This window comes from Sphingopyxis sp. YF1 (assembly GCF_022701295.1).
Classification (GTDB): domain Bacteria; phylum Pseudomonadota; class Alphaproteobacteria; order Sphingomonadales; family Sphingomonadaceae; genus Sphingopyxis.
Genome location: NZ_CP033204.1, coordinates 4,294,044 through 4,311,500 on the forward strand (window position 1 = coordinate 4,294,044; position 17,457 = coordinate 4,311,500).

13 protein-coding genes are annotated in these 17,457 nt (G+C 66.7%); 4 read left to right on the top strand and 9 right to left on the bottom strand.

From position 1 onward, the window contains the following. Positions 1-19: 19 nt before the first annotated feature. Entirely contained in the window at positions 20-736 is a 717-nt protein-coding gene (locus EAO27_RS20600; protein ID WP_242775093.1) for an SDR family NAD(P)-dependent oxidoreductase, read from the bottom strand. After that, positions 733-1,479: a glucose 1-dehydrogenase gene (locus EAO27_RS20605; RefSeq protein ID WP_242775095.1), complete on the bottom strand. Its 747-nt coding sequence runs from the start codon at positions 1,477-1,479 to the stop codon at positions 733-735. Before EAO27_RS20605 ends, EAO27_RS20600 begins: the two co-directional genes overlap by 4 nt. 117 nt (positions 1,480-1,596) lie before the next feature. Here EAO27_RS20605 and EAO27_RS20610 point away from each other — a divergent pair, with 117 nt between their 5' ends. After that, positions 1,597-3,234: a GMC family oxidoreductase N-terminal domain-containing protein gene (locus tag EAO27_RS20610; RefSeq protein ID WP_242775111.1), complete on the top strand. Its 1,638-nt coding sequence runs from the start codon at positions 1,597-1,599 to the stop codon at positions 3,232-3,234. A 220-nt stretch (positions 3,235-3,454) separates the two neighbouring features. On the opposite strand, the gene EAO27_RS20615 is transcribed toward EAO27_RS20610, so the two are convergent. Next, positions 3,455-4,216 carry a ThuA domain-containing protein gene (locus tag EAO27_RS20615; RefSeq protein WP_242775114.1) on the bottom strand — a complete coding sequence of 254 codons (762 nt, stop codon included), beginning with the start codon at positions 4,214-4,216 and terminating at the stop codon, positions 3,455-3,457. Between the two features lie 125 nt (positions 4,217-4,341). Here EAO27_RS20615 and EAO27_RS20620 point away from each other — a divergent pair, with 125 nt between their 5' ends. Continuing rightward, complete coding sequence (locus EAO27_RS20620) at positions 4,342-5,124, top strand: SDR family oxidoreductase (protein ID WP_242775117.1); 783 nt, start codon at positions 4,342-4,344, stop codon at positions 5,122-5,124. Positions 5,125-5,149: 25 nt separating this feature from the next. After that, a complete protein-coding gene (locus EAO27_RS20625; RefSeq protein WP_242775120.1) occupies positions 5,150-6,277 on the top strand; it encodes an NADH:flavin oxidoreductase/NADH oxidase in 1,128 nt (375 codons plus the stop codon). A gap of 68 nt (positions 6,278-6,345) precedes the next feature. On the opposite strand, the gene EAO27_RS20630 is transcribed toward EAO27_RS20625, so the two are convergent. The 6 genes from EAO27_RS20630 to EAO27_RS20655 form a co-directional block, all read right to left on the bottom strand. Then, positions 6,346-7,938 carry an amidohydrolase gene (locus EAO27_RS20630; RefSeq protein WP_242775123.1) on the bottom strand — a complete coding sequence of 531 codons (1,593 nt, stop codon included), beginning with the start codon at positions 7,936-7,938 and terminating at the stop codon, positions 6,346-6,348. 65 nt (positions 7,939-8,003) lie between these two features. Beyond that, complete coding sequence (locus EAO27_RS20635) at positions 8,004-10,880, bottom strand: TonB-dependent receptor (RefSeq protein ID WP_242775126.1); 2,877 nt, start codon at positions 10,878-10,880, stop codon at positions 8,004-8,006. A 403-nt stretch (positions 10,881-11,283) separates the two neighbouring features. Next, on the bottom strand, positions 11,284-12,195 hold the full coding sequence (locus EAO27_RS20640; protein ID WP_242775129.1) for an ROK family protein: 912 nt from the start codon (positions 12,193-12,195) through the stop codon (positions 11,284-11,286). A gap of 118 nt (positions 12,196-12,313) precedes the next feature. Beyond that, positions 12,314-13,798, bottom strand: coding sequence for a mannitol dehydrogenase family protein (locus tag EAO27_RS20645; protein WP_278190112.1), 1,485 nt, complete (start codon positions 13,796-13,798; stop codon positions 12,314-12,316). Further along, positions 13,749-14,519, bottom strand: a complete 771-nt coding sequence (locus EAO27_RS20650; protein ID WP_242775135.1) for an L-iditol 2-dehydrogenase — start codon at positions 14,517-14,519, stop codon at positions 13,749-13,751. The genes EAO27_RS20645 and EAO27_RS20650 overlap by 50 nt, the downstream gene beginning before the upstream one ends. Before the next feature lie 48 nt (positions 14,520-14,567). Continuing rightward, positions 14,568-15,971: an FAD-dependent oxidoreductase gene (locus tag EAO27_RS20655; protein WP_242775138.1), complete on the bottom strand. Its 1,404-nt coding sequence runs from the start codon at positions 15,969-15,971 to the stop codon at positions 14,568-14,570. 421 nt (positions 15,972-16,392) lie between these two features. Between EAO27_RS20655 and EAO27_RS20660 the strand changes: the two genes are divergently transcribed. Continuing rightward, positions 16,393-17,451 (top strand): LacI family DNA-binding transcriptional regulator, encoded by a 1,059-nt coding sequence (locus EAO27_RS20660; protein WP_242775154.1) that lies wholly within the window; start codon positions 16,393-16,395, stop codon positions 17,449-17,451. Positions 17,452-17,457: the final 6 nt, after the last annotated feature.

Below are 17,457 nucleotides of genomic sequence, written 5' to 3' on the forward strand. Positions count from 1 at the left end.
GCCCTGAAATTGGGCGATTCTATTGCCGCTGGGTGGCGCCGCCGTCGACGAACAGTCCGTGGCCGGACATGAACCGCGCGTCGTCGGACGCAAGAAAGGCGGCAACGTCGGCGACGTCTTCGGGCTGGCCGAGGCGCCCCAGCGCGGCCTTGTCGATCCAGCGCTGCCTGAATTCGGGCAGCGCCGAAAAGGCGGGGGCGGTCATCGGCGTGTCGATCGCGCCGGGCTGGATGCAGTTGACCGTGATGCCATGCGCGCCGACTTCCGCCGCGACCGATTTGGTCATGCCGAGCACCGCATGTTTCGACGCGCTGTACGCCGCCATGCCGGCCTCGCCAAAGCTCGACATCACCGAACCGATCAGGATGATCCGGCCGTGCGGCGAGCGTTTGAGCAAGGGCAGGGCATCGCGCATCAGGCGGAAGATGGCGGTGACGTTGATCGCCATCATCTGGTCGAAAAAATCGTCGCTGTGGCCGTCCAGCGGCTGCATGCCCGTGATCCCTGCGCAGGCGACGACGATATCGAGCGCGCCGAAGCGTGCTTCGGCCTCGGCGACCAGCCGGGCATTGGTGCCCGGTTCGGTGACGTCGGCGACGATGTCGACCGCGCCCGTCCGGTCGGTGGTCAGCACGCGTGCGCCGTCGGCGGCGAGACGCCGGGCGGTTGCGCGCCCGATCCCCGATCCGGCGCCGGTTACCAGCGCAGCGCGGCCGTCGAGCCGCCCGGCGGTCACAGCGAGCTGCCGCCGTCGACGCGAAATTCGGCGCCGGTCGCAAAGCCCGATTCGTCCGACGCGAGGTACAGGACGATCGCAGAAATTTCCTCGGGCTTGCCGAGCCGTCCGACGGGGTGCGTCGCGACCCAGCTGTCGTAGAGCGCCTGCGGATCGTCGACCTGCGCCATGACCTTGTCGAGGATCGGGGTGTGGATCGCGCCCGGATGCACCGAATTGCACCGGATGCCGTACCCCTTGCGCGCATAGTGGAGCGCGACCGATTTGGTCAGGTGCGTCACCGCGGCCTTCGCGGCGTTATAGGCGGCGAGATCGCCCTGCGCACGCACGCCGCACATCGACGACATGTTGATCACCGACCCGCCATGATCCTTCATCTTGGGGATCACATGCTTGCAGCCGAGGAAGACGCCGTCGACATCGACCGAAAATTCGTGGCGAAAGGCTTCGAGCGTCAGATCTTCGATCGAGCCGTGGGTGGTGATGCCGGCGTTGTTGACGAGGATGTCGACGCGCTCGCAGCTGGCGAGCGCGTCGAGCCACTCGGCTTCCTGCGATACGTCGAGTTTCACGAAGCGCTGGCCGAGTTCGGCGGCGAGCGCTTCGCCCGCGGCGACGTCGATGTCGGCGATGATAACGCGCGCGCCCTCGGCGACGAAACGGCGGACGATGTCGAGGCCGAGCCCCGATGCGCCGCCGGTGACGAACGCGATCTTGCCCGCGATGCGGCCTTGCCCTGCCATCCTGTCCTCCCTCTTTTGCCTCTCGACTATCATGCGGCCGCGGCGCCGCGAGCCTATTTATTGCGCTAGGTGCGGGGGCGGGGAGCCGCTGTCAGGTCATGGGCGAGGAGAGGCGCCATGGCGGAAAGCTGGGACTATATCGTCGTGGGAGCAGGTTCGGCCGGATGCGTCGTCGCCGAACAGCTGAGCGCCGATCCGCAAATTCGCGTGCTGCTGCTCGAAGCGGGCGGCCGCAACGACGGTCGCTGGGTCGCGATACCCAAGGGTGTCGCAAAGCTCGTCACCAATCCCGATCATATCTGGGCCTATGGTGTGTCGCAGCCGCGCGGCGACGGCGGCGCGCCGGGAGAGGCGTGGATTCGCGGCAAGGGTCTCGGCGGATCGTCGGCGATCAACGGCATGATCTGGAGCCGCGGCGAGCCCGCCGACTATGACGAATGGGAAAAGCTCGGCTGCACCGGCTGGAACGGTGCCGCGATGACCGAAGCCTTCCGCCGTCTCGAGGATCACGGCCTCGGCGCGAGCGCGATGCGCGGGGCGGGCGGGCCGGTCGGCATCGCGCCCAAGATCCACAGCTATCCGCTAGCCGAGACGATGGTACGGGCCGGGGTCGAAATGGGGCTGCAGCCGGTCGACGACCTCAATGCCTCTACTTCCGACCGCGTCGGTTTCTATGCGCATAATATCCGCCGCGGACGGCGCGAGAGCGCGGCGACGACCTTCCTTGCGCGGGCAAGGAGGCGGCCGAACCTGCACGTCGTCACCCATGCGATGGCCGAGCGGCTGGTCGTCGAGGGCGGGCGGGTGACGGGGGTCGAGGCAAAGGTCGCGGGCCGGCCGCAGCGTTTCGATTGCGTGGGCGAGGTGATCGTGGCCGGCGGCACGCTCGAGAGCCCGTTGCTGCTCCAGCGTTCGGGGATCGGCCCTGCCGACGTGCTGCGCGCCGCCGGGGTCGAACCCGTCGTCGACGCCCCCGACGTCGGCGGGCGGATGCGCGAACATCTCGGCTTTTCGATGCCGCACCGCCTGTCGCGCGATATCGGCAGCAACCGCAGCTTCTTCGGCGTCGGCCTGGCGCGCGCGATGGTGCAATATCTGCTCACGCGCGGCGGGATCATGGCGACGGGGCCGTTCGAGGTCGGCGCCTTCCTCAACCTGACCAGCCGCGACCGTCGCCCCGACCTGCAGCTCTATCTGGGCGGCTACACCTTCGCGCTCGGCGACGACAAGCATCCGGTGCCGCTCAGCAGCATCGACCGCAAGCCGGGCATGACCATCTACGGCCAGCTGCTCCGCCTGACGAGCGAGGGGAGCATCCACATCGGCGGCCCCGCCAGCGACGCCCCCGCGGATATCAGGCCCAACTGGCTCTCGACCCGCGAGGATGAGCGCAGCGCGATCGCCGCGGTGCATGCGATGCGTCGCTATATGGCGCAGCCAGCGCTGGCCGGGCTGATCGAGAGCGAACTGCTGCCCGGCGCGGCGGTGCAGAGCGACACCGAAATCCTCGCCGCCTTCCGCCGCCTCGCCACCTGCGGGCTGCACGGCGTCGGCACGTGCCGGATGGGCAGCGACAATCGCGCGGTCACCGACGCGCGGCTGCGCGTCAACGGCGTCGGGGGGCTGCGCGTCGTCGATTGCTCGGTGATGCCCTCGCCGGTGACGGGCAACACCAACGCCCCGGCTATGGCGCTGGCACTCCGCGCCGCGGCGCTGATCCGTGAGGACCGGCGGAGGTTGTGTGCGGTGGCATGAAACATTGGGCAACGTCGGCTTTGGGGTGGGAAGCTGCCACTAGCGATCCTCCCCGTGGCCGCAGGCCATGGGGAGGGGGACCGCCGCCGCAGGCGGTGGTGGAGGGGCCCGCAACGTTGCGCTCTAGCCCCTCCGTCAGCGCTGCGCGCTGCCACCTCCCCATGGCTTCGCCACAGGGAGGATTTTATGACTGCAATCGGTTGACCGCGGTCCTCTCCGTTCAGGCGCGCTCGCGCTCCTTGAGCCACCCGACCCCGCGGCGCAGCAGGTCGTAAAAGACCGGCAGGTCCCACGCGCAGCGGTCGACCGTCGGCCACCAGTCCATCATCGGCTGGAGGTCGTAATGCCCGCGGCAATGGCCGAGCGTCAGGTACAGCACCGCGCCCGCGCCATGCTGCTTGATGTAGAAGACGGGATAGGTGCCGGGCGCATCCGCGGCTTCGACGAACCCCGTACCCGGCCCGGTGCATTCGGTATCGAGCAGGACGTGCAGATGCCCATGCGTTTCGAGATGATAGAGCTCGTCGTTGGTCTCGAAGGGTTCGATACCGCGCGTGAGCGCATGATCGGGGTCGACGACGCGCACGGTGTAGGGTTCGATCGCGGGATGGCTGATGAACTGCGATCCCAGGAGGTCCATCATCAGCGGCGCCCAGCGCGGGGCATCCCAGACGCCGGTGTCGAGCAGGCGAAGGATCGAATTGGTGCCGTGGAGCGCGTACCAGCGCCCGCCCTTCGCCAGCCAGCGCTTCAGCGCTTCCTGCGCGGGCAAGGACGGGGTGACGTCGCAGGTGTAGGTGATGAGGATATCGGCCGCTTCGATCGCGTCGATATTGTCGTAATTCTCGAACACCCGCGTGCGGACGCGCGGATCTTCGGCGAGCAGCTTGAGCAGCTCGAGCCGCGCGAAATCCATGTCGTGCCAGACGCCGCCGCAGATCAGCACGCAATCGATGCGGGGCGGATGTTCGCTGTCGCTCATCGCCGGTCCTCTCCTCCTGTTATGGCGCCATCATGCGGACGGGATCGGCGGGCGTCACCTTATTCTATTGATAGGTTCGCGGCGTCCGCGAAACTGGCAGAAGGACAGGCGAGAGGAGAGGCGCGATGCAGCAGAGGCTGGGCGGCAAGGTCGCTTTGGTCACCGGCGGGACGAGCGGGATCGGCGCGGCGACCGTCGCGCGGTTGGCGAACGAGGGCGCCAAGGTCGTCTTTACCGGCTCGAACGCCAATGCGGCGGCGAAGGTCGCGGCCCAAACCGGGGCGACGTTCCGCAGCCACCGCGTCGAGGATGCGGCCGCCTGGCCCGCGCTGATGGCCGAAATCGAGGCCGAATATGGCCGGTTCGACATCGCCTTCGCCAACGCGGGGACCGAGGCGGGCGATGCGAGCGTCGAGGATATCGGCATCGACGCGTGGCACCATATCGTCGAGGTGAACCAGACCGGGGTGATGCTGACCGTTCAGCACGCGATCCGCGCGATGGCGAAGAATCCGGAAGGGGCGGCGGGCTCGATCATCGTCAATTCGTCGATGAACGCGCACCGCGCGATGGGCAATTATGCCGCTTACTCGGTGACCAAGGCGGCCGTCGTGGCGCTGGTCAAGTCGGCGGCGATCCATTGCGCGGGCAAGGGCTACAAGATCCGCGTCAACGCCATTCTGCCGGGCGTCGTCGAAACCGAGATGATCCGCGGCGTTATCGACCGCTCGCCCGATCCCGCTGCGGCGCGCGCGGCGTTCGAGGGCATGGCGCCGATGAAGCGCATGGCGCAGCTGGACGAAATCGGCGCGCTCGTCGCCTTCCTCGCGTCGGACGATGCGGGTTTCATTTCGGGTGCCGACTATGTCATCGACGGCGCGACCACCGCCGGTATGATGGGGGTCTGACCGACCGCAAACACGGGAGAACTGCTTGTCCCAGCCCGCCTTGTTCGCACCGTTGACCGTCGGCGGCCTCGACCTTGCCAATCGCATCGTCATTGCGCCGATGTGTCAATATTCGGCGGTGGACGGCTGCATGACCGACTGGCACCTGATCCATCTCGGCCATCTGGCGCTGTCGGGCGCGGCGCTGCTGACGATCGAGGCGACCGCGGTTCTGCCCGAGGGACGGATCAGCCATGCCGATGTCGGCCTGTGGGACGACGCGACCGAAGCGGCGATGGCGCGCACGCTGGAGAGCGTGCGCCGCTGGTCGGACATGCCGGTCGCGATCCAGCTCGGGCACGCCGGCCGTAAGGCCTCGACCGAGGTGCCGTGGAAGGGCGGCGCGCAATTGCTCCCCGGCGACCCGAGCGGATGGAAGACCGAAGCGCCGACGTCGCTGCCTTTCGCGGCGGGGCAGGACAGCCCGGCGGCGCTCGACAGTGCCGGGCTCGCCCGCGTGCGCGAGGCTTTCGCCGCATCGGCGGTACGCGCCGCGCGGCTCGGTCTCGACGCGGTCCAGCTCCACGCGGCGCATGGCTATCTGCTGCATCAGTTCCTGTCGCCGCTCTCGAACCGGCGCACCGACGCTTATGGCGGGAGTCTGGAAAACCGGATGCGCTTCCCCCTCGAAGTCTTCGACGCGGTACGACAGGTCTTTCCGCCCGATCGCCCGGTCACCGTCCGCGTATCGGGGACCGACTGGGTCGAGGGCGGATGGACGATGAGGGAGACGGTGGAATTCGCCCGCGCTCTGGAAACCATGGGCTGTGCGGCGATCCATGTGTCGAGCGGCGGTCTCGATCCGCGACAGGATATTCCCGTCGGGCCGGGCTATCAGCTTCCGCTCGCCCGCGCGGTCAAACAGGGCGTCTCCATGCCTGTCGTCGCGGTCGGCCTGATCACCGGTTATGATCAGGCCGAGGCGATCGTCGCGGCGGGCGATGCCGATCTGGTGGCGCTGGCGCGCGCGATGCTGTTCGACCCGCGTTGGCCGTGGCACGCCGCTGCGCATCTGGGCGCGAGCGTGACGGCGCCGTCGCAATATCTGCGGTCCCAGCCGCAAGGGGTTCCCGATCTTCTCAGGCCCGGCCGAGTGCGCGGGAATGGCGCCTGATGCCGTGAGCGGCCGGCGGACGCTGACCCGCGAAAGCCGAATTCAGGGCGCTCCACTTCGACCTGGCATTATTTCGCCGGTTCGCTGCCCAGCGTGGGCCATTTGACCCCCAGCTGCTCCAGATAGGTCCCGTAGCGTTCGGGGTCGTAATAGCGCTTCGCCAGGTCGGGCTTGTACCGTGCCATGATGTCGGTGTTGAGCCAGACGGCGGGGGCGTCGTCTTTTGCCAGCACGGGGATATATTGCTGGTCCTTCGTCTGTACGTCGCGGAAATAGGCCTTGGCATCGGCCAGCAGCTTCGGCTTGGTCAGCAGGTCGACCACCGTCATCGCCATCACCTTGGCGCCCGCCTGCACCCCCTTGTGCGCGATCGGGGTCGCCATCGCGATCGCGTTCGCCCAATTGTGCCCGGGCAGGCCGGGGATGTTCGCGGGATAGCGGATGGTGATCGTCGGCACGGTCCAGCTGACATCGCCGATATCGTCCGACCCGCCCGACTTGGGTTCCTTGGGCGGCGGGGCAGGGGCGTCGACGACGGTTTCCAGCCCGTCCTTCACCGTCGCGCCAATGTTCGCCTGCACGGCGCGGGCAAAGGCCTGGTCGTCGGCATCCCATTTCGGCATGCCGACGAGCTTGATATTGGCCTGCGCGGCTTCGGCCATCGGGCGATTGAAATGCTGGATCGCCGCCGAACCCAGGATGCGCCGGCTGACGCTGGTGTCGGTCATCTTGGCGGCGCCATCGGCCACATTGTCGGCAACGGTCAGCATCTTCGCGATCGCGTCGAAGCTTTGTTCGCGCAGATAGAACCAGATTTTCGCTTCGGACGGCACGACGTTGGGCTGGTCGCCGCCGTCGCTGACGACATAGTGCGAGCGCTGCTCGGGACGCAGATGCTCGCGGCGCATGTCCCATCCGTTCGCCATCGCGATCACGCCGTCGAGCGCCGACTTGCCGCGCCAGGGCGCCCCCGCCGAATGCGCGCTCTCGCCTTTGAACATATATTCGACGCTGATCATGCCCGTTCCGTTGGGCTGGCCCCAGCTGGTCGAAAGCTGGCTGCTGACATGGCTGAAGATCGCGGCGTCGACCGACTTGAAGACGCCCTCGCGCACGAAATAGGCCTTGCCGCCCAGCTGTTCTTCGGCGACGCCGGGCCAGATCAGCAGCGTCCCCGGCGTGTTGGTGCGGACCATCCAGTCCTTCACCGCCAGCGCCGCGACGATATTCATCGCCTGACCGCTGTTATGTCCCTCGCCGTGCCCGGGGGCGCCGTCGACCATCGGCTGGCGCCAGGGGATGCCGGGCGTCTGGCTCGCTTTCGGAATGCCGTCGATATCGCTCCCCAGCGCGATCACGGGTCCGCCCGAGCCGTGCGTCCATCGTGCGGTCCACCCCGTCGGCAGGCCCGCGATGTTGCGCTCGATGGCAAAGCCCTCCTTCTCGAGGAGCGCGGTCAGATAGCGCTCGGTCTCGCTTTCGTGGAAACCGAGCTCGGCGAAGCTGAACAGCTTGTCGTTGATGACCTGCGACAGCTTCGCGCGCGCTTCCACCCCGCGCACCACTTCCGCCTTGGTGTTGCCGGGCGCTGCCTGTGCGGAACCCGGAACGGTCAGCGCCAGCACGGCGGCCGCCACCATGGCGGAAGTGGATCGGATCATGCCCCTGCTCTCCTTTTTTGGCCGGGCGATCGGGGCCCGGCGCGTCGTTGTCCGAACGGTCCGTATCAGAATTTCAGCTTCGCCGTAGTGAAGAAGTAGCGTCCGACGATCCCGTACACCGTGTCGTTGCGGTAAATCGTCGGCATATAGGTCGGCATGACGTTGAAGAGGTTCTTCACGCCGAAACCGATCTGGTGATTGCCGACGTCGAGCTGCAGCGACAAGTCGTTGTACACCTTGGCCGGGATGTGATTGTCCGGATAGGCTTCGTCCGAGTCCGTGTTGAGATCGAAGGTCGCGGCGCTGATGAAGCGGGTATCGAGCGCGATGCTGACATTGTCGATCTTGTACGCGGTCAGCAGCGTCGCCCGGAAACGGGGGTCCTGCCAGCCGCCGTCGGCGATGACGTTGCCGGTATCGATACCCGGCGTGGTTTCGGTCACCTTGTCGATCAGGTAGCTGCCCTTGAACGACAGGGTGAGCTGGCCGTCGCCGATCCGCCGCCGGTAGTTCGCACCGATATCGATGCCGCGGGCATACAGCCGCGCCGCGTTCAGCTGGTTCGATTCGACCGACAGCGGGTTGTGCGCCACCGGATCGCGGACGACGCGTGCGCAATAGGGATTGTCGATCGTCGGTGCGTCGACGCACAGCCGCAGCAGGGTCGCGTAGCCGAACTGGGTGATGACATTCTTGATGTCGATGTCCCAATAATCGACGGTCAGGTCGAAGCCCGGCAGGAACCTGGGTTGCAGCACGACGCCCAGCGTCAGGCTATTCGAGGTTTCGGGCTGCAGGTTCGGGTTGCCGCCGGTGATCACGACCGGCCCGATCTTGGCATCGGGCAGTGGGGTGGTGATGCCCAGCGCGGCGCAGTTCGCCGCCCGTCGCTCGCTGGCGTAATAGGACACCACTTCGCACGGATCGTCGATCGAGCCGGTCAGCGTCCTGACCTGCGCTTCGTAAAGCTCTCCGAAATTGGGGGTGCGCACGCTGCGCGAGCGAACCCCGCGGAAGCTGACGCCGCGGACCGGCGACCAGGTGGCGCCCAGTTTCCAGGTGTCGGTGCCGCCGACGGTGCTGTAGTCCGAATAGCGATAGGCGCCCTCGACCTCGAGCCGGTCGGCGAAGGGCAGGTCGCGCAGGATCGGCACGACGACTTCGCCATAGACCTCGGTCACGTCGAACGAGACGTCGAGTTCGGGATGTTCGGATGCCCCGCCGCCATAGACGAGCTCCCCGGCCAGCGCGAGCGGGTCGTCGGTCGTCTTGAGCGACTCCTTGCGATGTTCGACGCCCAGCGCGACCGAAAGGTCGCCATAGGGAAGCGCGAACAGGCCGCCGCTGACATTTGCGCCATAGACCTGCTGGCTGTTGACGCGTTTTTCCTGCCGGTCGGCCATCGCCCATTTGATCTGGGCTTCGGTGGCGGGTTCGGTGCTGAAGATGTTGAACGGAACGCATCCCGCCGCGCGCGCCGCCGGGTCGCGGCAGACGGGCAGGCCGGTCACCGGGTCGGCGATCGCGTCGCGCGCCGCGATCCAGTGCGACTTCCACGGATTGTTGGTCGAGGTGGCGTCATCGGTGACGCGGCCATATTGCCAGAACGCCTGCCACTTGAGGCTGTCGCTGAACTTGCCGCTCAGCGACGAGCCGATCGTGAAGCTCTCGCGGTCGTGGATTTCCTCGCGCTCGGGGAAATTGCCATAGGTGCGATCGATGTACAGCGACGTCAGCCCGTTATCGAGCATGACCTGCCGAAGCGCGTCGGGCAGGAAGGGGTTGTCCAGCCGCGCACTCGCGCCGCGCGACCCGGCCACCGGGCCTGAGAAATAGGTCGTCCGGCTGTCGTCGCGCCAATAATTGTAGCTGCCCCGGTATTTCTGGCGGGCATAGGAAAAATAGCCGTCGACCGTGAGGTGGTCGGTCAGGTCATAGTCGGCCCGGCCCATCAGTGCCAACGACTTCAGCCCGCCGCGGAACTGGTCGCGGTCGCTCAGGTTGCGGCCGTCACCCCCGTCGCACACGGCATATTGCGGCGATTCGAAGCTGGTCTGGCAACGCGATTCGCGGATATTCCCGTTGCCTTCGACCATGTAGCGCTTGTTGTTCAGCCAATAGGTCGGGACATAGTCGTAATAGAGCTGGCGCGTGTTGTAGATCACGACGCGGTCGGGAATGCCGTCGTTGATCCCCGTGTTGGCGGGATTGGCGCGGTAGGTCACCCAATCGCGCCAGTCGAAGCGGTCGGTGTAGATCAGCGGGTCCGCCTGCGAATAGGTCGCCCCGATCGCAAAGCCGCCGCGGTTGCCGGCAAATTTCCCACCCGTCGCGACCGACACCAGAAACTCGTTGGCATCGCCCTGCTGCGAAATGCCGTTGGTCGCGGAGATATGCAGCCCGTCGATGCTGCGTTTGGTGATGACGTTGACGGCGCCCGTGACCGCATCGGCGCCGTAGATCGCGGCGGCGCCGCCGGTCACCACCTCGATGCGGTCGACCATGCCCACCGGGATCATGCCGATGTCGACCGCGGAGGAGCGTGCCGAGCTCGACACGCGGCGCTGTCCGTCGATCAGCGTCAGGCTGCGGTTGGTCCCGAGGTTGCGCAGGTTGACCGCCGATATGCCGGCGTCCCAGCCCCTGACGTCGCTCGACAGATTCTGGCTGGTGCCGAGCGCGGGTTCGCGGGCGAGCGCGTCGATGGCGCTGATCCGGCCAAGGCCGAGCGCCTGGTCCATGCTGGTCACGCTGACCGGCATCGCCGATTCGAGCTCGGGCCGGGCGATGCGCGATCCCGTGACGACAATCGCTTCCTCGGCTTCGCCCTGCGCCTGGCCGTTGTCGGCGGGCGCGAGCGGCGCTTGCTGGGCATGAGCCGATGCGGCGGCAGCCACCAGCATCGAAGCGGTCGATGCCGCGAAAAACAGCCTGGCCTTCATCCTCATTCCATCCTCCCACATATTTATGTTCAACAATTTTCGCGACCCCGCGCGATCGCGCGTGGGCGGCCCCTGCAATCGGAGACGGCGATATTCAATATCGTTAATGTTTCTTGGCATAAACTTCTCCGGTCGTCAATTTTCGATATAAATCACTGTTTTATATCATATAAAATTCAAGGCATGATCCGAAATCAATCGGATTATGGTTTCTGATCGCGAATCTACAATAACGATAATGATCAAGTTTCAGCCTGCGGCCTAGAGGAGATTCGGGTCGCTTTTGTGACGAAGTCAGCGCGCCGGGATTCGCCTTGGGCGGGCCGCCGCAGACCTGATTGTTCGGCGAAGCGGGGGGGGGCGTGCGGGTCCGAAGCGCCGACCGGCTAGGCAGCGACCGGCATCATGTCGCTCCCTTTTTCGCGGCGTGCCGGGCCAGCTCGATTGCGCCGACCAGCGCGGGCGGCGGGTCGGTCAGTTGCGGCGCGACGAGGAAGGCGTGCGGGTCGGCGGCCGCCGCCCCCGTCGCATACCCCGCCATCATCCGGGCGAAATCGGCGCGGACGCGGTCGAGCAGAAAGGGAGGACTCATCACGCCGCCGCCGAGGATGACACGCTCGACCCGCAGCATATAGGCCAGGTTTGTGCACAGCGCGGCGATATAGTGGCTTGCGACGCTCCAGCCCGGGTGACCGGCGTCCAGCGTTTCGGCGGGGTGTTGCCACCGCGCCAGCATCGCCGGACCGGCGGCGAGTCCTTCGAGGCAATCGCCATGGAAGGGGCAGTTGCCCGCGAAGGCATCCCCCGGCGCCCGCGATACGCGCATATGTCCCATCTCGGCATGCGGGAATATGCGACGCACCGCGCCGTCGAGCATGACGCCGACGCCGATGCCCGTACCGATCGTGACATAAGCGAAATTCGCGACGTTCCGGGCTGCGCCATGCAGGCCTTCGCCCAGCGCCGCGGCGTTCACGTCGGTGTCGATCGCCACCGGCGCGCCGGTGGCGTCTTTCACGGCGCCGAGGATGTCCGCGTCCGACCAGCCCGCTTTCGGGGTCCCGCCGATCCGCCCATATGCCGCGGCCGCAGGGTCCAGTTCGACGGGGCCGAATGCGGCCAGTCCCGCGCCCGCCGGCGTGCCGTGGCGGTCGACCGCGCGCGCAAAGAACCGCCTCATGTCGCTAAATGTCTCCGCCGGCGTGCGGGTCGGGAAATGCGCCTGTTCCAATATGCGCCCGTCCGCTGCGCTGAGAGCGCAGATGAATTTGGTGCCGCCGGCCTCGATCGCGGCGAATGGTGCGGAACTGGACATGAAATCTCCCAAACCTCTTTCCGGGGAACCGGCTGCTTCGGTCGCGATACGGCGGCGAGGGGCGCGGCCCCTCTTCCCCCTGTTGCGACGATCCGCGCGGACCGTCCCCATCCGCTCTTCAGCTTTCGATGTAGCGCGCCAGCGCTGCGTCGATTCCCTCACTCCAGATCAGCGACAGCGCTTCCGCGAAGGCTGCTGCAAATTCATGATGCCCCGCCAGATCCCCATAGATCGATCGCATGCCGATCCATAGCGCGGGATCGCCCTGCGCGGCGCGCGCGGCGGCCGTCAGTTCGTCCCAGGCGGGGTCGTTCGGCGCGATCGGCGCACCCCGCGCGTCGGTGCCATGGCAATAACGGCACCACAGGGCGCTCGCGAGGACTAGCCCTCGGGGCACCGCGCCGCGCGCCAGATTGTCGCGGATCGACGGAATGATGAATTTGGGCTGGCGGTTCGAGCCGTCGAAGCACAGGCGGCGCGTGGTGTCGGCGATCTCGGGGTTGGCGAAGCGTCCGGCGACCTGCCGCTTGTAGGCCGCAAGGTCTTGGCCCGGTACCGGCGGGACGACGGGCAGGATCTCGTCGTTCGTCACCTTGTCGAGGAAGGCTGCGACAAGGCCATTGCCCATCGCTTCATGCACCTGGTCGATCCCGAGCAGTGCCGCCGGATAGGCGAGGATGGCATGCCCGCCGTTGAGGATGCGGATTTTCATCGTTTCGAAGGCGTGCACCTCATCGGTGAAGGTCACGCCGACTTTGTCGAGCGCGGGGCGCCCCGCGGCAAATCGGTCCTCCAGCACCCACTGGCGAAAGGGCTCGCAGGTCACCGGCACCGGGTCGTCGGCAAGGCTGAAGCGCGCTGCCATCGCGCGTTCGTGCGGACCGGTGGCGGGGGCAATCCGGTCGACCATGCCGTTCGGAAAGGTCGCATGGGCGGCGATCCAGTCGGCGAGCCCGGGGTCGGACAGGCGCGCGAGGCCGATGGTCGCGGCCCGTGCGGCGTCGCCGTTGCCGGGCAGGTTGTCGCACGACAATATGGTGAAGGGGGCGACGCCAGCGGCGCGGCGTCGTCCCAGCGCTGCGACGATTGCGCCGAACGCGGTGGTGGGGCGATCGGGTGCGGCGGCGTCCGCGATCATGGCGGGGTCGCCGGGATCGAAGCGGCCGGTCGCGGGATCGATGAAATAGCCGCCTTCGGTCACCGTCAGCGAGACGATGCGGATTTCCGGCCGGCTCATCGCCGCGATCAGCGGGGCGTTCGATGGCGTGACGGCGATGAAGTCGGTCATCGCACCGACGCGCCGGGCGCGCTTGCCGTCGGGGTCGAGCTCGATCACCGTCGACAGGCAATCCTGCGCTTTCAGCGCGTCGCGCATCGCGGCGTCGGCCGGGCGCACGCCCGCCCCGAGGATCGCCCAGTCGTGATCCTCTCCGCGCGCGAACAGGTCGTCCAGATACACCGCCATATGCGCGCGGTGAAAATTTCCGAGGCCGATATGGACGATCCCGGGCGTCAGACCTCGACGATCGTAGCGGGGCTGGGAAACGTTCAACTCATGCCATCCAGTTGCCGCCGTCGACGCCAAAGGTCTGGGCGACGACATAGTCCGCCTCGGCGGTGGCGAGAAAGATCGCCATGCCCGTCAGGTCGGCGGCCCGGGCCGTGCGGCCGATCGGCACCGATGTGCCGACCAGATGCTTCTTCTCGCCGGCGGGGCGGCCTTCCAGCCTGGCGAAATGGGCATCGACGCCGTCCCAATGCTCGCCGTCGACGACGCCGGGGGCGATCGCGTTCACGTTGATGCCATGGCGGATCAGGTCCAGCCCGGCGGACTGGGTCATGCTGATCACCGCCGCCTTGGTCGCACAATAGACCGCGACCAGCGGCTCGCCGCGGCGTCCGGCCTGACTGGCCATGTTGATGATCTTGCCGCCTGCGCCGCGCGCAATCATGTGCCGCGCCGCCGCCTGCAGACAAAAGAGGCTGCCTGCGACATTCACCGCAAAGGCGCGGTCGTAATCCGCGCGGGCGATGTCGGCGATCGGCGCGGCGGTGAACAGCGCGGCATTGTTGATCAAAATGTCGATCTTGCCCAGCTTCGCGATCGCTTCGGCAAAGCCGTCGTCGATCGAGCCCTGCCGGGTGACGTCCATCTCGACCGCCATCGCGTGCGGGCCGAGCGCTGCGGCCGCCGCGCGGACCCCTGCGCCGTCGATGTCCGCGAGCGCCACCGCGGCGCCCTCGGCGATGTAGGCGCGCGCGAATTCCAGCCCGATGCCGCGCGCCGCGCCCGTGATCAGCGCGGTTTTCCCCTCAAGTCGCATGCTGGAAACCTTTCCTCGCCCCTGGCGTGAAACCGGGTGACCACGCGCTCACGCCACGCAATCCGCCGCTTTCACCGCCGGATAGGTCGTCAGCTCGATCGGCGCGCCGGGATTGACGACATTGTCGAAGTCGACGACCGCGCCCTGCGCGATAAGGGTTTCGCGCAGATGCGTGAAATCCATCGCGGACATGCTGTAGCCGTGCCGACTGGCCAGCGCCGCGGCGGTGCCGGCGCCCTGGCCCATCGCCATGCAGGTCGCCATCACGCGGACCGACCCGAACCCCGGGCCGTCGGCGCTGAGGCATCGGCCCGCGGTGACGAGGTTGACGCTGCCCTGCGGCACGAGGCAGCGGAAGGGGACATTATATTCCTGCCGCGGGATGACGAGATCATTCTGCTCGTTGCTGTCCGAGGCGTGGATGTCGATGACGTGGGCGCCCTTGGCAATCGTGTCGGGAAAGGCCTTCGGCGTCAGGATGTCGTCCTTCTGGAGTTCGTAGAGACCGACGATGTGATAGGATTCGCGCACCCCGGTCTGGATGCCCGACTTCGCCAGCCAGCAGTCGCGGAATTCCGGGAACTCGCGCCGCAATATCTCGATGATGAGCTGGAGGTTCTCGCGCAGGCTGCACTCGGTGCGCGTGAACCACTCGGGGTCGCTTGCATCGGTCGCCTCGCGGAGCAGGTTGATGCTGACCATGCCGTCGCGGAAGAATTTGTTGATCCACGGTCCGCCGAAGATCGGGATGTCGCCCTCGGCGTTGAGCTCGAGCAGGCGGCCGCGGATCGTGTCGGAAACGGGGAGCATCCCGTCGACCGCGTCCCTGAACAGATAATCGAGCGCATCGGTGTCGACGCCGCCCAGCTGGAACCACAGCGTCGCCGGTTGCAGCACGTCGCCCTTGGTCGTCGGGAAACCCGCGGCGCGCACCAGGTCGGCGTCGCCCGTGCAGTCGACGAAGACCTTGGCGCCGTATGCGACGCGGCCCGCCTTGTTCTGCACGATGACATGGGTGACGCGGTCCCCCTCGGTGACGCAGTCGGAGAACCAGCTGTGATAGAGCAGTGTCACCCCGCTCTCGAGCAGCAAGCGCTGCGCCGCGAGCTTCAGGATTTCGTCGTTGACCGGATAATTGCCGCTTTCCAGCGATACGTCGGCGCCGCCGAGTTCGGCCGCCTTGCGAAGAAGCTCGAACGGAATGCCGCCGATGTGCTGCTTGCCGAAGTGGCGGAATTCGCTGATCGGCGTCACCAGCGCGCTCGTCGACATGCCGCCGACAAAGCCGTAGCGTTCGATCAGCAGGGTCTTCGCGCCGTTGCGCGCCGCGGCCACGGCCGCGATGAGGCCCGCGGGGCCTCCGCCGCACACGACGACGTCGTAGCAGCCGGCGACGGGTACGTCCCTGCCGGGTTCCCGGATCGACATATTCTCTTCAGATTTCACCGACACATCTTCTTCCTGTTGATCCGTTGCCGTTCGATGGATGCGGGTAAGACCCCGCCGCCGGCCCGGTTTCGCCCTGCGGGCGATCTGGCCGGTGAGCGAAGTCCGGTCGCTGTGCTGCGGCCGGCGGTGCGTTGCCCGATCCTGTTGCGCCTCCCCCTCACGCGGCCCGCCCGATCCTTGCCGTCAAGGGTGAGGCTTTGCTTCTTAAAAGATAGCGATAATGTTATCTGGCATATGTCTGAGCGTTCGTCAACGCTGCAAAATTTCAATGAAAATCAATGATATTTTGCGGTTCTTGGATGTGTCTGCGATGAAGGGAGGGGATTTGCGGTGCAATATGCAATAACGATAATGTTATTTCATCATCGCCTTGGCACGCCGCGCGCGCGTGGCTAAACGTCAATCTGGAATTGGAGGCGACAGCATGACGGAGGGAACCAACGGGCGTCGTCCGCCAACGCTGCAGGATCTGGCGGCCGCCGTCGGCCTGACGGCCAACACCATCTCGCGCGCGCTCAATGACAAGCCCGGGGTCAGCGCGACCACGCGGGCGCTGATCAAGGCCGAGGCGGAGCGTCTCGGTTATGTCCCGAACGTCCATGCGCGCTCGCTCGTGCTGGGGTCGCGCAAGACGATCGGCGTGATCGTCACCAACATCTCCAATCCCTTCTTCGCTGATCTGGTCAGCGAGGTCGAGCTGCAGGCGCAGCAGGCCGGCTACACCGTGCTGTTGCTGCTTTCGTACGAATCGGCCGAGCGCGAGCGCGATGCAATCAGCCGGGCCCTGCGCTCGGGGCTCGATGGCCTCATCGCGGCGCCGGTGCAGGAGCGATCCGACGCCTGGACGCCGGTGATCAAGGCGGGCATCCCACTCGTTCTGGTCAGTCGCGAGCTTCCCGAACTCGGTGTCGACTTCTTTTCGACCGATAATGAGGCGGGCATCCGGCTGACGACCGATGCGGTGCTGGCGGAGGGGGCGCGCGACGTCGTCCTCCTTGACGAAGACATGCCATTCTCGACCATCCGGCTCCGTATCGAGGGGTTTCGCCGCTCGCTCGAGCAGCACGGATTGTCCTTCGACCCGCGCAATCATCTCGCGCTCGTCCCGCCCGCCCGCTCGTTCCGCGTGTCGCAGTCGTGGCACGCCGACGACGCCTATCGCGTCGCCAGCGACCTGCTCGACCGCGGCCGCCGGCCCGATGCCTTCGTCGTCGGGGACGATTATTATGCGCTCGGCCTGTATCGCGCGCTGCGCGAGCGCGGGATCGAGATTCCCCGCGACGTGCTGGTGATGGGATGGGGCAATCATCCCTTCACCCGCTTCATGGAGCCGCCGCTGTCGACCTTGCTGCTGCCCTTCCAGGATGTCGCCAGTCGCGCGACGCGGCGGCTCCTCGATCGTATCGAGGGGCGCGCCGACGGCCGGGTCGTCACCGAGCGCATCGTTCCGGAACTCGTGCTGCGCGCGTCGAGCCTGCGGTGATCGCGC

Excerpts from the sequence above, each read along its gene's own strand:
- EAO27_RS20605 (WP_242775095.1), bottom strand. The coding sequence starts at position 1,479 with ATGGCAGGGCAAGGCCGCATCGCGGGCAAGATCGCGTTCGTCACCGGC.
- EAO27_RS20610 (WP_242775111.1), top strand. The coding sequence starts at position 1,597 with ATGGCGGAAAGCTGGGACTATATCGTCGTGGGAGCAGGTTCGGCCGGA.
- EAO27_RS20615 (WP_242775114.1), bottom strand. The coding sequence starts at position 4,216 with ATGAGCGACAGCGAACATCCGCCCCGCATCGATTGCGTGCTGATCTGC.
- EAO27_RS20620 (WP_242775117.1), top strand. The coding sequence starts at position 4,342 with ATGCAGCAGAGGCTGGGCGGCAAGGTCGCTTTGGTCACCGGCGGGACG.
- EAO27_RS20630 (WP_242775123.1), bottom strand. The coding sequence starts at position 7,938 with ATGATCCGATCCACTTCCGCCATGGTGGCGGCCGCCGTGCTGGCGCTG.
- EAO27_RS20635 (WP_242775126.1), bottom strand. The coding sequence starts at position 10,880 with ATGAAGGCCAGGCTGTTTTTCGCGGCATCGACCGCTTCGATGCTGGTG.
- EAO27_RS20640 (WP_242775129.1), bottom strand. The coding sequence starts at position 12,195 with ATGTCCAGTTCCGCACCATTCGCCGCGATCGAGGCCGGCGGCACCAAA.
- EAO27_RS20645 (WP_278190112.1), bottom strand. The coding sequence starts at position 13,798 with ATGTCGTCGCCCAGACCTTTGGCGTCGACGGCGGCAACTGGATGGCAT.
- EAO27_RS20650 (WP_242775135.1), bottom strand. The coding sequence starts at position 14,519 with ATGCGACTTGAGGGGAAAACCGCGCTGATCACGGGCGCGGCGCGCGGC.
- EAO27_RS20660 (WP_242775154.1), top strand. The coding sequence starts at position 16,393 with ATGACGGAGGGAACCAACGGGCGTCGTCCGCCAACGCTGCAGGATCTG.